The sequence below is a fragment of the Bacillus sp. CHD6a genome, from assembly GCF_001293645.1.
Taxonomy (GTDB): Bacteria; Bacillota; Bacilli; order Bacillales; family Bacillaceae_I; genus Sutcliffiella_A.
The window spans coordinates 1-15,723 of sequence record NZ_LBMD01000021.1; the positions used below are offsets into that span (position 1 = coordinate 1).

13 protein-coding genes are annotated in these 15,723 nt (G+C 39.2%); 1 reads left to right on the top strand and 12 read right to left on the bottom strand.

Annotated features, from left to right (window positions below; genetic code table 11):
• Positions 1 to 587: 587 nt before the first annotated feature.
• The 3 genes from AAV98_RS14625 to AAV98_RS14635 all read right to left on the bottom strand — a co-directional run bounded on the left by AAV98_RS14625 (position 588) and on the right by AAV98_RS14635 (position 2,838).
• On the bottom strand, positions 588 to 1,310 hold the full coding sequence (locus AAV98_RS14625) for an amino acid ABC transporter ATP-binding protein (RefSeq protein ID WP_060666292.1): 723 nt from the start codon (positions 1,308 to 1,310) through the stop codon (positions 588 to 590).
• On the bottom strand, positions 1,303 to 1,929 hold the full coding sequence (locus tag AAV98_RS14630; protein WP_060666364.1) for an amino acid ABC transporter permease: 627 nt from the start codon (positions 1,927 to 1,929) through the stop codon (positions 1,303 to 1,305). The genes AAV98_RS14625 and AAV98_RS14630 overlap by 8 nt, the downstream gene beginning before the upstream one ends.
• Before the next feature lie 117 nt (positions 1,930 to 2,046).
• Positions 2,047 to 2,838, bottom strand: a complete 792-nt coding sequence (locus AAV98_RS14635) for a transporter substrate-binding domain-containing protein (protein ID WP_060666293.1) — start codon at positions 2,836 to 2,838, stop codon at positions 2,047 to 2,049.
• A gap of 268 nt (positions 2,839 to 3,106) precedes the next feature.
• Here AAV98_RS14635 and AAV98_RS14640 point away from each other — a divergent pair, with 268 nt between their 5' ends.
• On the top strand, positions 3,107 to 3,631 hold the full coding sequence (locus AAV98_RS14640; protein WP_060666294.1) for a hypothetical protein: 525 nt from the start codon (positions 3,107 to 3,109) through the stop codon (positions 3,629 to 3,631).
• A gap of 123 nt (positions 3,632 to 3,754) precedes the next feature.
• Here the strand turns inward: AAV98_RS14640 and AAV98_RS14645 are convergent, their stop codons facing one another.
• The 9 genes from AAV98_RS14645 to AAV98_RS14685 form a co-directional block, all read right to left on the bottom strand.
• A complete protein-coding gene (locus AAV98_RS14645; protein ID WP_060666295.1) occupies positions 3,755 to 4,261 on the bottom strand; it encodes an RNA polymerase sigma factor in 507 nt (168 codons plus the stop codon).
• Positions 4,262 to 6,499, bottom strand: a complete 2,238-nt coding sequence (locus tag AAV98_RS14650) for a sensor histidine kinase (RefSeq protein WP_060666296.1) — start codon at positions 6,497 to 6,499, stop codon at positions 4,262 to 4,264.
• Positions 6,477 to 7,169, bottom strand: a complete 693-nt coding sequence (locus tag AAV98_RS14655; protein WP_060666297.1) for a response regulator transcription factor — start codon at positions 7,167 to 7,169, stop codon at positions 6,477 to 6,479. The genes AAV98_RS14650 and AAV98_RS14655 overlap by 23 nt, the downstream gene beginning before the upstream one ends.
• A 259-nt stretch (positions 7,170 to 7,428) precedes the next feature.
• On the bottom strand, positions 7,429 to 8,073 hold the full coding sequence (locus AAV98_RS14660; RefSeq protein ID WP_060666298.1) for a hypothetical protein: 645 nt from the start codon (positions 8,071 to 8,073) through the stop codon (positions 7,429 to 7,431).
• Positions 8,074 to 8,100: 27 nt separating this feature from the next.
• Positions 8,101 to 9,687: an alpha-amylase gene (amyS, locus tag AAV98_RS14665; RefSeq protein ID WP_442853687.1), complete on the bottom strand. Its 1,587-nt coding sequence runs from the start codon at positions 9,685 to 9,687 to the stop codon at positions 8,101 to 8,103.
• Positions 9,688 to 9,969: 282 nt separating this feature from the next.
• Complete coding sequence (locus AAV98_RS14670) at positions 9,970 to 10,407, bottom strand: BrxA/BrxB family bacilliredoxin (protein ID WP_060666300.1); 438 nt, start codon at positions 10,405 to 10,407, stop codon at positions 9,970 to 9,972.
• A gap of 182 nt (positions 10,408 to 10,589) precedes the next feature.
• On the bottom strand, positions 10,590 to 11,609 hold the full coding sequence (gene meaB / locus AAV98_RS14675; protein WP_060666301.1) for a methylmalonyl Co-A mutase-associated GTPase MeaB: 1,020 nt from the start codon (positions 11,607 to 11,609) through the stop codon (positions 10,590 to 10,592).
• Positions 11,602 to 13,779, bottom strand: a complete 2,178-nt coding sequence (scpA, locus tag AAV98_RS14680) for a methylmalonyl-CoA mutase (RefSeq protein WP_060666302.1) — start codon at positions 13,777 to 13,779, stop codon at positions 11,602 to 11,604. The genes meaB and scpA overlap by 8 nt, the downstream gene beginning before the upstream one ends.
• Complete coding sequence (locus tag AAV98_RS14685; RefSeq protein WP_060666303.1) at positions 13,769 to 15,625, bottom strand: methylmalonyl-CoA mutase subunit beta; 1,857 nt, start codon at positions 15,623 to 15,625, stop codon at positions 13,769 to 13,771. Before AAV98_RS14685 ends, scpA begins: the two co-directional genes overlap by 11 nt.
• Positions 15,626 to 15,723: the final 98 nt, after the last annotated feature.

Below are 15,723 nucleotides of genomic sequence, written 5' to 3' on the forward strand. Positions count from 1 at the left end.
TTTTTCCGTTAACATTGTCCTCACTCACGCACTATGAGGACAGGGTTTCTCTTTTTTGGCTAACATTGTCTTCATTCACGTTCTATGAGGACAATGTTTCTCTTTTTTCGCTAACATTGTCCTCATTCACGCCCTATGAGGACAGGGTTTCTACTTTTCCCGTTAACATTGTCCTCATTCACGCCCTATGAGGACAATGTTTCTCTTTTTTGGCTAATATTGTCTTCATTCACGTTCTATGAGGACAATGTTTCTACTTTTCCCGCTAACATTGTCCTCATTCACGTCCTATGAGGACAGTGTTTCTCTATTTTCGTTAACATTGTCCTCATTCACACCCTATGAGGACAATGTTTTTACTTTTCAGCTAACATTGTCCTCATTCACACCCTATGAGGACAATGTTTTTACTTTTCCGCTATCTTTGTCCTCATTCACGCCCTATGAGGACAGTGTTTCTACTTTTCCGCTAACATTGTCCTCATTCACGCCATATGAGGACAATGTTTCTACTTTTCCGCTAACATTGTCCTCATTCCAAAAAAAGAAAACCAACTCCTCAAAATAGAGCTGGTCCCTCGTTGAACTTACAACATCTTTTCCAAAAACACTTTCGCACGCTCGGACTTAGGCATTGTAAAGAACTCAGCAGGCGGCGCATCCTCCACCAACATTCCATCATCAAGGAATAATACGCGATCTGCCACTTCGCGTGCAAAGCCCATTTCGTGTGTTACAATAGCCATCGTCATTCCCGTTTGCGCTAGTGACTTCATAACTTCAAGCACCTCTTTTACCATTTCTGGATCCAGTGCAGAAGTTGGTTCATCAAACAACATAACTTCCGGGTCCATAGACAGTGCGCGGGCAATCGCAACACGCTGCTTCTGACCACCTGAAAGACGATTAGGATATTCTTTTGCTTTCTCAGCTAGTCCAACTTTTGCAAGCAAGTCCATCCCTTTCGCTTCCGCTTCCTTTTTCGAAATTCCTTTTACCGAAACTGGAGCATAGGTTAAGTTTTCAAGAACCGTCTTGTGAGGAAACAAGTGAAAGTGTTGGAATACCATCCCAAGGTTCTGACGTACTTTATTAATATTCGTTTTCTTATTTGTAGCATCTTGGTCTTTAATCCAGATGTGACCGGAAGTTGGCTCTTCCAATAGATTCATACAGCGAAGTAATGTGGATTTACCAGATCCCGAAGGCCCGATGATTGCCACTACTTCCCCGGCTTTTATTTGAGTAGAAATTCCTTTTAGCACTTCTAGCTTGCCAAATGATTTGTGTAGTTCTTCTATTTTAATCATAGCGTCTCATTCTCCTTTCAATGAGCTTGCCAACGAATGTCAGAATCATTACTAGTACGTAATAGATAAGTCCAGCGAAAATAAAAGATTCCAAATATGCATACGTGTTTGAAGCAGTCATAAAGGAACGTCTCATAACATCCATTACCCCGATAACCGTAACTATTGCTGATTCTTTTGTAAGAGTTATATATTCATTCATTAGTGCAGGTAAAATATTTTTCAATGCTTGAGGTAAGATAATGTCTTTCATCATTTGGCGATATGGCACACCAAGGGCCATAGCTGCTTCTCGTTGTCCTTTATCGACAGCCATAATCCCTGCACGAATTACCTCAGAGATATATGCCCCTGAGTTTAACCCGAAAGCAAGAATGGCAGCAGTTACTGGTTCAAACGTTATACCTGTTGCTTGAGGCAACCCAAAAAATATTAACATTAATTGAAGAACAAGCGGTGTTCCTCTGAAAATGGAGGTATAAACATCCGCAAAGATTTTAAGTAGTTTTATTCTACCAATTTTACATAAAGCCAAAAGCGTTCCTATGATAAAACCTAGTATCCCCGCTAGTGATACGACTTGAAGCGTAACCTTCACACCAGCAAGAATATAATCCATGGAACCTGTGATGGCACTAAAATCTAAGAAGTCTATCGTCAAGTGCTACCAGTCCTTTCAGTCATAATAACAAGAAAATCAAAAGGGGAATACTGCACCCTTTTGATAGCGTAAAGCTTATTCCTCTTCTCCACCAAACCATTTGTTAATTAACTTTTCCATCTCACCGTTCTCTTCCATCTCTTTTAATACACGGTTAAATTCCTCTGTTAATTCACTGCCTTTAGGAAGGGCAATCGCAGATCCTTCTTCATCAGACTCAAGCGTGAATCCAGTCAAATCACCATCTTTTTCCATGAACCCTTTCATCACTGTATCTTCAATGATCGCTGCATCAAAACGACCTGTTTTTAGATCTTGTACAATTTGTGGGATGCGGTCGCGGTTTTCAATTGTGATAGTCACTTCTTCTGCAATTTCTTCCGCTTTGTCATACTGAATCGATCCCATTTGCACACCAACCGTTTTACCTTCTAAATCTTCTAAACTAGTAATATTGCTATCTACTAATGAAACAATCATGTGATTTGCTGTATAATATACATTTGTAAAATCAACTTGTTCTGCACGCTCTTCTGTCGGTGTCATACCAGCCAAGATAAGATCAATATTTCCTGATTTCATCGCAGTGATTAAACTTCCAAAGTCCATATCTTGCACTTTCAATTCATAACCAAGCTCTTCTGTAATAGCTTTTGCGAGGTCAACGTCAAATCCGATAATCTCTTCTCCAACTTCCGTATCAATATATTCAAATGGTGGGTAGTCAGCGGAAGTCCCCATGACTAAAACTTTCTTGCCATTTTCACCTTCTCCACTCGTTTCATCCCCATTATCAGATGTTCCACAAGCGGACAACAAGCTTACTACTAAAATACTAATAAATGAATACAATAACCATTTTTTCACAATAATTTCCCCCTGTTCTTTTTTCAGAAAAATTAAAAAATTTATTCTAATTATGAAACAAACCTACATTTAAATCAAGTATTATAATGTGTATGTTTATTCGAATAAATGTATTTTAACACAAGTTAATATTTATGCAATATAGTTAATAAAGATAAATATTATTTTTATATTTTTATTATTCTGAAATATTCACTTACTGTTATAGTTCCATTAGTCTAGGTTCATGTTATACTTGCAATGAACTAGAAAAAGGAGGTGATTTAAGATGAACACAGATGCTAAATTGGATTTGATTTTAAATAGGATGTTGGATTTTAAGGATGACATGAAAAAAGATTTAAGTGAGTTGAACGACAAAACTTCCATCCTTTCTGAAAACCAGATGCTAATGAAGGAAGAGATTCGCGGACTTAACGAGAAAACTTCCACACTCGCCAAGAATCAAATCCTAATGAAAGAAGAGATTCGCGGACTTAACGAGAGTACTTCCACACTCGCCGATAATCAAATGCTTATGAAGGAAGAAATTAGCGGGCTTAGTGAAAAGACATTCATGCTTTCTGCAGGACAGAACAAGATAAAAGAAGAACTCCATTCTTTGACAAGTACTACTAGCACACTTCGCGAGGAATTCTATTTATTCAGGCATGATGTGAACAAAAGATTTAATGAAATCTACGCTACCTTAACAAGGATAGAAGAGGATCAAACTAAAGACATTGAAGCGATACTAGAAGAAATATCTGCAAAATTGGATGAAAGAGATCAACGTGAGAATCAAAATAATTAAACCCGTTAAATATGCCCTTGGAGTTTGTCCCCGTAAGAATTCTCTAGTAAAACATTAATTCAAATCACTACAAAAAAAGTGCACGGAGCACTTTTTACGAAAGTGGTCCCTGCACTAATATGATTAAGCACTCAATTCTACTGCCATTTGTTCTTTTAACTTCCTTCGAGCTCTATGGATCTTCGACTTCACAGTAGCTGGATTCATCTTTAACGCCTTAGCAATTTCCCGCTCTTTTAGTCCTCTTTCCATTTTTAAACCGAGCAGTTTCTTGTCTTCCGTTGTGAATCCTTCCATCTTTTCATCTAGGAGCTCCTTTAACAGTTTCACTTCCACTTCTGCTTCCACGTTATGACCTGCTTCTTTTCCTAGACAATCTAACAGCTCCAATTCCATCGGACATCCTTTGTTTTTTCGCTCTCTTCTGACAAAATCAATAGCTGTTCTCGAAGCAATTACGCAAAGCCAAGCACCTATTTTTTCCATTTCCTCTAAGCTATCTAACTTCTTATACGCCTTTATGAAAGTTTCCTGCACATTGTCTTCAGCTAAATGGCGGTCGCGTATAACGGCTAAGCTCACGTAAAGCACTCTTTCATAATGCTCATTATATATTGTCGTGAAATCCACCTATTCCACCACTCTCAAACAGATATTCACTTTGAATAAATCGCCGTCCGTTTCAATATCCAGACTTCCTTCATGAAGATCGATGATAGATTTTGCAATAGCAAGACCTAGTCCAGATCCCTCAGTATGCCTGGAGGTATCCCCTCTTTTAAAGCGTTCGTATAATTCCTCACTTTGATCATTCAACTCGTATTTTGATACATTTTTAAACGTAATTTTCGCTTTGTTTTCAAACTGATGGACTTGTATATATACTCGTGAATTTTCAAGGGAGTATTTCACGATATTACCTATTAAGTTATCAAATACTCGCCACATTTTCTGCCCATCTACCATGGCATATAAAGGTTTATCCGTGTTGGCAACACGAAATTGTAAATTAGATTCCTTCAATGAATCATCATATTCCGCCAAGGCTTGTTGAAGGAGCTGGGTTAAATCTACACGCTCTTTTACAAGCTCGATATTCCCGCTCGCCATTTTGGAAACTTCAAATAAATCTTCAATTAATCCCTTTAATCGTTGTGACTTTCTATCAATAATCTCAAGGTAAGCGGACCGGTCCTCAGCTGTCAGGTCGTTTTTCTTCAAAAGCTCTGTGTAAGTGATGATCGAGGTTAACGGTGTTCGAAGATCATGGCTGACATTTGTAATCAGCTCTGTTTTCAAGCGCTCACTTTTTGCCTGCTCGTTTAAAGATACCTTTACCCCTTGATTCAATACATTTATGTTTGCTGCCATTTTAGCAAGGATGGAATTTCCCTTTACTTCCATTGGCTCCCCTAATTTACCTGATGCCATCTCCTCTGTTTTGATGGAGATCTTATTGAAATAACCGACACTTTTTACTAAAAGAATGAACGTCGGCACCCCTATAAAAACAGCAAAGAGGAGATACAGCAGGAAGAATGCTATATCAATGAAAATGATAAAGAAACCAAAACCTAGTCCAAAGACTATCGCAAGCAGAATGAATACTTGGATGCCTGTCGTTGTATTTAGGAAAGCTTCCTTAACGACTTCATAGATGTGTTGATATACTTTTTTACAAATTTTTAAAATCATAAAAAATAAACTATTCTTCCAAAGGTGATTGAAGTCCGTTTTACGCTTCATACTATTTGACATATAGCGTAACTGGAAGTAAGTGAATAAACATAGGATTGTAGAGATCATCACACTTATAACAAATTCAGTTAAATACATAGTAGAACTATAGGTTAGCTGATTGATACAATCATGAACCCACATTAGACTGAAAACGACTAACAAAGCGGAGAAACCTAGCACTATAAAGCTAAGGTCAATTGGAATTTTGTCATAAAGATTTTGCCATTTTCCTCGTTCCTTTGATACGGAAACAACTTTTATCATCGCGACAAACCAAATCAATAAAGCAATTAAAGATCCTATCCCAAGTCTCCAAAACCAAAGCTTATTTTCTTCAAAACGAGTTATTGCAATCATCAATTCGCTATTCGAAGCCAGTTCTTTTGGTACCCCTATTGTCCCTTCAAAGTCCCCGCTCGCTTCAGCTATTATTTGGTATAACCAGTCTTCATAAGGCCAATTACTAGAATAGAAATAATCCTTCCCAAAAATCATATATTCCGTAACATATTGCATATTGTTTTCGCTAAAAAATTGGTCTGCTGATGCTTTTTTCACACCTGTATTGCTATAAATTTCTCCTTCTTGTTCAAAAAAGTATTGAAGCTCTTCATAAAACCTTGATGGATACGATTGAAAGTTTGAATCTTTAGCAAAATACTCTTCCACTATTTGTTCTTTTTCCGCTCTTACTTTCTTCTCTACATGCTCATCACTTGAGAAGTTTTTTCGAATATCATCTAACACTTCATCTCTTTCTGCAACGAGCTCTTCAGGTTGATCACTTATTTCACCATTCTCTGCTAGTTGAATTTTTTCTTCATATTGATAGCGGATATTATTCAACTGCGCATCTAAGGAACCGTACTTATATCGATGTTTTTCTATTTCTTCCATGGAAACGGCAATCTTTTCTTTCACACTTTCCTCTGATATCGAACCAAACTCATTTATAAGCAAGTAGTTGGCATATTCTTGTAACTCATATTGAAATTCTTCCGTCTCAAAATAACTTCCCTGATTAAACCTATCTAAATTATAGATAAAATAAAAGCTCCCACTTATCGCACATACAAAAGTTAGTGCCATAAAAAAAGCGATTATTCTATTTCTCCATCTTGTACCCAATCCCCCATACCACCTTTAAATATCTTGGATTTTTTGGATCTATCTCTATTTTCTCTCTAATTTTCCGAATATGTACCGCCACCGTATTTTCCGCATTGTAGCCCGGTTCATTCCATACCCTTTCGTAAATATCATTGATGGAAAATACTCGTCCAGCATTAGTCATCAACAGCTCCACTATCTTGTATTCAATCGGCGTAAGCTTGACCGGATCTCCTTGAACCGTAACTTCCTTCGACTCTTTATCAATGGTCAGGCCGTTCAAATCAATGATTTTTTTAATTCCTTCGTATGTTCCAAGTGAGACATACCTCCTGAGCTGCGACTTCACTCTTGCAACAAGCTCCATTGGATTAAACGGCTTAGTTACATAATCATCTGCTCCCACTTGCAGTCCGAGAATTTTATCGGTATCCTCACTTTTGGCACTTAGAATGATAATTGGGATGTTTTTTTCCTCTCGAATTTTGTGCGTCGCAGATATCCCATCAAGCCTTGGCATCATGACATCCAATAAAATGAGATGCACCTGATTTTCATGCAGCATTTCTAGCGCTTCCACCCCATCTTGAGCTTTTAACACCCTAACACCTTCATTTTTTAAATAGATTTCAATTGCATCTCGTATTTCCTTCTCATCGTCCACTACTAATACCGTATAGTTCGTCATCTCTCACCCTTCTCCCACTTACCATTGTTTCTCTATGTACACATCATATATGGTAAATCTTAAGTATTATTGAAGAATTTTCTTAAGAATTTCTTAAGTTACTAACCTATTATATAATTGTTACGAAGTGGGAAACATGGAAACATTAATTTATATATAAGAATTAATCATAAATTCTATTAGAAGTAAGCTATTTTTTGTTTTGTATAAAAAAAAAGCCACAAAAATCCAGTTAACTGGTTTTGTAGCTTTTTTCATCTTATGTGAGACGAGGGACATGTTCCCACAACTTGTAAAATTTTTGAAAATTATTATCCTTGTAAGAAGTGTTTTCTCCTATTAGCTCTACATAGAAAAACAAATTGTCTGTTAGGTTATCTTCGTTTAAATTAACGGTATATTCCCACAGTTCTACCTTGCTATATGGAATGTACTCTTTAAACCTCGCTTCACTAATTAGTGAGTAGCTCTCATTAAAACATACAAATCGAACACTTTTCTTGTTATACGAAGATGTTGTCAAAATGGATCCTGTTAGTTTTAGGTGTTGTAAATATAGTAAATGATGTTTAATTATTGATTCTTCAAGAACAATATCTCCAAATCTTCCTCCAATATGATAATCCTCTGTTATATAGGAAGAAGAAAGGCTTAATTGAAAAGTAAGCCCTTCTGCTAATAATCCTGAATGTTTCGTTAGCAAGATATCAAACTTGATAACTCTTTGATTACCCAATACCGTTACATTCGTAGAATGGACTTTGTCAGAGTGAGCACCTATTGAATAGTTCATCATAGGTTCTTTATTATCCATTGTGCTAATAGGGACGGTTGCATACGCTTCTAATTTATACATGTTATATGATAGATCACTAATTTCCGCATGTAGCAGCGCAATCTTCATTTATTTATTCTACCCCCAGAAGAACAGTTATTGCTTCACCCAAACAGAAACAGACCCTCCGTTAACAGAGAAATTCCCCCATCCATCTGCGTTTATTGTGACGGTGCCGGTTTTATTCCCTGTTATATCTCTCCAGACTTGTCCTGCTTTATTTTTACCAACATACATCCATTTACCACCACCAGGACCATCTGACATAATGGTGGCAAGTCCTGAATTTGGATGAGAACTGTCGCCCTCTCTTGTCCATCCGATAATATCTTGATGATCAAAATAGTCATGCTGTAATCCATACGCATAAGTTTGACGCGCCTGTAAAATCGGGTCTATTTTTGTTTTTAATGCGGGAACACCATTGTTTGGGATACCGTTATAATCTCCATAAAAAACGGAAGGATAACCTTGTTCCCTCGTCAGGATTAATGCATATGCTAGTGGTTTAAACCATGATTGAACAAAGGATTCCAATGCTTGCCCAGGCTGGGAATCATGATTATCAACAAATGTGACCGCATGTCTAGGGTGCTTTTGCACGACAGAACCATTTAGAATATTTCTCATATCATAATATCCACCGCTGCTAGATGCATTGTACAAATTATAGTGAAGAGGGACATCAAAAACCGAATGGTTCCAGCTTGTTTTATTCAAATAGTTTTCAATTGCACCAAGGTCATTTTTCCAAAACTCTGCCACTGCAAACATTGGTTTGCCTGTGGTGTTACGAACATGTGTAAGCCAATCTCTCGTAAAGCTATATTTTATATGTTTCACTGCATCAATTCTGAATCCATCAAGATTTAGAGTATCGGTATACCAAACACCCCAGTTTCTAAGTTCATTAATTACTTCAGGGTGATCCATATCAACGTCTGCATACATTAGATAGTCATAGTTACCATTCTCTGTATCGACTTCCCAGTCCCATGCCTTGCCTGTTCCTCTAAACTTATAAATCTTGTTTTGAAGCTGACGGGACTGATCCCAATCTGTCCCATCAAAATGATACCATCGCCATTTAAAGCTGGAATGCGTATTTCCTCGGCCAGGAAAATCAAACTTTGTCCATGCTTCAATTGCATACTCTCCTGAGGTTTCCTGATTTCGGTTGCTGCGGTTCACTTCCACTGCATTTACCATTTCGGTACCATCTGCTGCACCTTTATGATTCATGACGACGTCACCATATACCTGAATACCTTGATTCTTTAAAGATGACACTGCAGACTGAAGCTGGCTGCGGGTTCCATATTTTGTACGAATGGTACCTTTTTGGTTAAACTCACCTAGGTCATATAAATCATACGCTCCATATCCTACATCATTTTGTGAAGTCCCCTTCCAAGCAGGTGGAATCCACACAGCTGTTATACCTTTACTCTTTAAGTTAGCTGCGTCGTCTCTTAACCTGTTCCAATGATTTCCATCGTTTGGCAAATACCATTCAAAATACTGCATCATGGTTCCATTGGTGCCATTATGGTGAGCTTGCGCTGGTTCAGATGTATACGGAATCAACACCGCTACAGCTAGAATTATTGTTAATACAAAACTTACAATTCGGTTCTCAAATTTCATAACATACCTCTCTCCCTTTTGTGCAAACGCTTTCATAATATTCCAAAAAAATAAGTCTCTTTTGATATCACACCCCTACTCTTTTTTTCAATGTGCAAACGTTGGTATAATTTTCATAGATGTCCTTTTCAAATTTATATTAACATGACGATTTTCTCATGTGCAACCGTTTTCTTTTTATTCCGAAAATAATGAATCTTTATTCCTATTAGTTTCTCTTACATTTCTTTGATGGTGGAGGATCTAGCGGTAAATATAAATTTTCAACACAACATAAAAATGCCGATCCCATATTTGGAATCGACATTTTCTTAAATCTTATAGCTCTTCACAATGCTCTTCAAAATACCCTTGAAGCTTTGTGATAACAGACATTGGCGCATGGCCTTCAATTTCGTGTCTTTCTACCATCGTTACAATTTTGCCGTCCTTCAATAAGGCAAAAGAAGGAGAGGATGGCGGATAGCCTTCGAAATATTCGCGTGCTCTCTCCGTTGCTTCTTTATCTTGACCGGCAAATACCGTAACCAAGTGAGTTGGGCGCTTGTCATAATGCACCGCATGTGTTGCAGCTGGACGAGCGATACCGCCGGCACAACCACAAACAGAGTTCACCATTACAAGTGTCGTTCCTTTACGTCCAAATGCTTCTTCTACATCTTCTACCGTTCTAAGTTGCTCATAACCAGCATTATCCATTTCTTCTCTGGCAGTACGAACAACATCATTCATAAACATATTAAAATCGATATTCATGTTGTATCACCTCACGTTTTAAACTACTCTTATCATACCAATTTTTTTCAAATAAAAAAACAAAAAAGGTTTATTTTCTAATTTGGCGGGTATTATATCAGTACCATCTAGATGTCCATACCCCTATACTCCCAGATGAAGGAAAGTGAAATGCTCACTTTCCTTTTTTTTGTGCACGCTAATTAATGTTTGTAACTTCCAACTAACTTCTCTACCGCCAAAGATACAGAAATTTCTTCTTCTTCTACTTGCTTCTCTAGCATGGGTATCTGCTTTTTCACTAGTTCATCTTCAAAAAACATCCGCTCAATCTGATCCTTCAAAGAAGTATAGAACCAAGTCTTCTTTTGTGCATTCCTGCGGTCAACAAAAACTCCTGCTTCTTTTGTTCTTTCCATGAAATCTTGAACGATTCTCCATGTCTTATCAACATTCACATTATTCAAAGCGGAACAAGTAAAGGTCTTTGTTTCCCATCCTTCTGTTGCAGGCTGCAAGAAGTGAAGGATTTGTTTGTATTCATGAGCAGTTTTCTCGGCTCTTGTTTTATTATCTCCATCCGCTTTGTTCACCACAATCGCATCCACAAGTTCCATAATGCCTTTTTTCATACCTTGCAACTCATCGCCCGCACCTGTTAGAACAAGCAGTAAGAAGAAATCGACCATATCACGCACTATGGCTTCACTTTGTCCGACTCCAACAGTTTCTACTAAAATTACATCATAGCCAGCTGCTTCACATAAAAGTATGCTTTCACGCGTTTTCCTATGAACTCCACCCAATGTTCCACTAGAAGGAGAAGGACGGATGAACGCCTTAGGGTGCCTAGCAAGCTGCTCCATTCTGGTTTTATCCCCTAAGATACTTCCACCTGTCTTAGAACTGCTGGGATCGACTGCAAGCACAGCGACTTTATGGCCCTGCTCGCACAAATACAATCCAAAAGCTTCAATAAAAGTACTCTTACCTGCACCTGGAACGCCGCTAATTCCGATGCGGACAGTTCGACCAGTCGAAGGCATGATCTCTTGTATAATCTCTTGACTTTTATGAAAATGTCGTGTTGCATTGCTTTCCACAAGTGTGATGGCTTGAGCAAGGTCCGAACGGACTCCGGCTTGGATACCTGTTATGATATCCGCTGTACTTCGCTCCACTTTCTTGAGCACCTTTTTTCGAGGTTTACGCTCTTTACTCATGCGTCTCTTCCACTTCTTCATAGCCAAGGCGTTCGTAGATTTCCTCTAGAACTTTTTCCGCGGCACGAGGGATAACCGTTCCAGGCCCGAAGATAGCAGAAGCGCCTTTGCTATAGAGGAATTCATAATCCTGCGCTGGGATTACCCCGCCAATTACCACAATGATGTCTTCACGATTCAATTTTTTCAGCTCTTCCACGAGTTGTGGAAGAAGTGTTTTATGCCCGGCAGCAAGGGAACTGATGCCAATAACGTGCACGTCATTTTCCACTGCTTGCAGCGCTGTTTCTGCAGGTGTTTGGAAAAGAGGTCCGATATCCACATCGAATCCAAGGTCAGCAAATGCCGTGGATATGACTTTTGCCCCCCTGTCATGGCCGTCCTGTCCCATTTTTGCAATCATAATCCTCGGTCTTCTTCCTTCAAGCTCAAGAAATTCCTCAATTTTATCCTTCACAGTCTTCATCTCTTCCTCATTGGAAAATTCACTGCTATATACGCCGCTGATCGAGCGGATAACAGCACGATGGCGATTGGCTACCTTTTCAATGGCATCTGAAATCTCTCCTAAACTCGCGCGGGCGCGGGCAGCATCCACGGCCAGCTCCAGCAGATTGCCTTTCTCTGTGCGGGCGGCATCTGTCAGTGCTTCAAGAGCAGAAATAACTTCCGTTTCATCTCTGTTTTCACGAAGGTCTTGCAAACGAAGGATTTGCTTTTTACGAACTTCGGCATTATCAATGTCCAAAACATCTATTGCCATGTCTTCTTTTTCCAAACGGAATTTGTTCACACCAATGATGGATTCTTTGCCTGAATCGATTTTTGCTTGACGACGTGCAGACGCCTCTTCGATTCTCATCTTCGGTAATCCAGTTTCAATCGCTTTTGCCATACCACCAAGCTCTTCTATTTCTTCAATATGTGCCCAAGCTTTATCAATCAATTCCTTTGTCAAGGTTTCCACATAGTAAGAACCAGCCCAAGGATCAATTACTTTGGTTATCTCCGTTTCCTCCTGCAAATACAACTGTGTATTACGAGCAATACGTGCGGAAAAGTCCGTAGGTAGTGCAATGGCTTCATCCAATGCGTTGGTGTGCAAGGATTGTGTATGCCCATTGGCAGCCGCTAAAGCCTCAATGCAGGTACGCGTCACATTATTAAATGGATCCTGTTCGGTTAAGCTCCATCCAGACGTTTGTGAATGGGTCCTTAAGGCCATAGACTTTGAATTTTGAGGTGCAAACTCCTTCATCATTTTCGCCCAGATAAATCGAGCGGCACGCATTTTTGCCACTTCCATAAAAAAGTTCATACCTATTGCCCAGAAGAATGATAGTCTTGGCGCAAACTTATCAATATCAATGCCAGCTTCCAATCCTGTTCTCACGTATTCCAGGCCGTCAGCAAGCGTATAGGCAAGCTCAATATCAGCAGGCGCTCCCGCTTCTTGCATATGGTAGCCAGAAATACTGATACTATTAAACTTCGGCATATGCTGGGACGTGTATGCAAAAATATCTCCGATAATTCGCATCGACATCTCAGGAGGATAAATATACGTATTACGAACCATATATTCTTTTAAAATATCATTCTGAATAGTCCCAGAAAGCTTCTCTGGACTTACCCCTTGTTCCTCCGCCGTAACGATGTAAAAAGCCATAATCGGCAGGACCGCACCATTCATCGTCATCGACACAGACATTTTATCCAATGGAATTCCATCAAAAAGCACCTTCATATCGAGAATGGAATCAATAGCAACACCAGCTTTTCCAACATCCCCTTCTACACGCGGATGATCAGAATCATAGCCACGGTGTGTAGCAAGGTCAAAGGCAACCGACAACCCTTTTTGCCCCATTTCCAAATTTCTTCTATAAAATGCATTGCTCTCTTCTGCTGTCGAGAAACCGGCATACTGACGAATCGTCCATGGACGGTTAACATACATCGTAGGATAAGGTCCACGCACATACGGTGCAATACCTGGAAGAGTTTCTAAGTGATCGGCTCCATCCAAGTCGGCCTTTGTGTAATTTGCTTTCAATTTAATCTGTTCATTAGTTTCATAAAATAGTTCTTCCACCGCTTCGTTGGAAAGTGGCACTTGATTAGCTGTGGTTTCCTTATTTAGTGTTTTAGTTGAAAAGTCAGGCTTCATTGTCGGTCAACCCCATTTCTTGGTGTATCTTTATTAATTGCTCATAACAGTTGGAGCGCATATGGATAAAATCAACAACTCCTGTTTCCTGCAGCTCTTTTTGACGAGTTGCATCAGGCAATCCAGCAACCAATACTTTACGGTTTGGCGAATGGACAGCCATAATCGCTGCATTTAACAACTCTTCATAAGTGTCATCACTGCCACAAATGCATACATATCCAGTTATGTTTTGATCAGATACCCACTCCACCATTTCTTTAGCATTTTCAAAGCTTGGGCTGACTACAGGCTGAAGTCCTCCTACTTGGAAAAAGCCTGAAGCAAAGTCAGTTCGTGGCTTGTGTGATGCTAATGAACCAAGGTTAATCAAGGTAACTTTTGGCGCTGTCCCCTGTGTTTCCTGATACAACTTCGCTTGGTAACGTAAGCGTTCAAAGGCTTCAGATAGCCTTAGGGGTTGAATCGCCTGTATTTTTTCTGGAGCATGCTCATTTTCTTTGGTACGTTTTGTGCTTATTTGCCACTTTAACTCCTCTTGAAGATTGGCAAACATATTGATACCCACCAACACTTTTTTCCTGCTTTGGACATCCTTAAGACGCTTTTCTTTTATCTCCGCAATACGGTCTTGAAGGAAATTCGTTCGCAGAGCTTCCATTATTCCCCCAAGCTTGTCCAGCTCCTGAAACAACTTCCATGCCTCATCAGCTAATTGATTTGTTAGCTTTTCGACATAAAATGAGCCTGCTGCTGGATCCACAACTTTGTCTAAAAAGCTCTCTTCTTTTAAAATAAAGTGAGTATTTCTGGCAATTCTTCGTGAGAATGCGTCCTCACCTTGCAGGTAGCTGTCCACATTCAAACTATCTGCTCCCCCAACTGCTGCAGAGAGTGCCTCTGTTGTTGTCCGCAGCATATTGACATACGGATCTAAATTTGACTTTGTGAACATGGAGGTTGTTGCATGTAATGTCATTATCTGTGCTTTTTCATTCCCTCCAAAAGCCTCCACAATATTTGCCCATAGCACTCTTGCCGCCCTCAGCTTGCTAAGTTCCAAGAAAAAGTCACTTCCAACAGGAAAAGTAAATGCTATTTCCTGGGAAGCCTCTTCAATGGACATCCCTCTGTTCATAAGCGCCTGTAAGTATTCAACTGCTGTTGCCATAACAGCTGTGAGTTCCTGCACGGCATTGGCGCCCCCGCAGTGGTAAGCATTGGACTGAATCCACACTGTTTTAAGTTTTGGAGCATTGTTTTCCTTCCATTCGATATTGGATTTCATTTCATCATAATACTGCTCCAATGGCTGATTCAGTGATCCTATTGCTGCAAGCTCGCCAATTGGATCAGCTCCAATGATTCCTTGCATACTCTTCGTTTCCAACTGACTATCAATTAACGCATTGATGAACGTTGTGGCACAGGGGCCTGCATGTACTTGGAGTGTTATGTCATTTAATGAAATATTATTTAATAAAGTCTTTAAGTTTGTTTGGTCTTTTATCATTAATGCATTAGCTTCTGTTGATGGATAAGAGGCAAAATGAATGGATTGCAAGCCGCTTTCTAGTTCCGCTTTCAGTTGAGCATTTAATTCTGCAAATGAATCAGATCCATATAATTGCTGGCTGACTGTCCAATCTGCATTTTCTATTAATTGTTTGGATGCATTATTTCTATCATCTTCAGTATATACCGGGTTACGTGTAATGCCTTCATATGTAACGGTATTTAGCTTGGATACAGGCTTCCCCTTTAACGCTTTTTCTGCCTGCTCAGCCCATTCTTCCATTGTCACTTTCGGGAAACTATTGTTTTTCATTTCTTTTAATCTACTCATCTTTATCCCCTCGTTCCCTTAATTACGTAATCGCTTACAAATTTAAATTTTTAAAAAGTTCATATATTTATTTTAATATAGTTATGTTGGCACGGCAA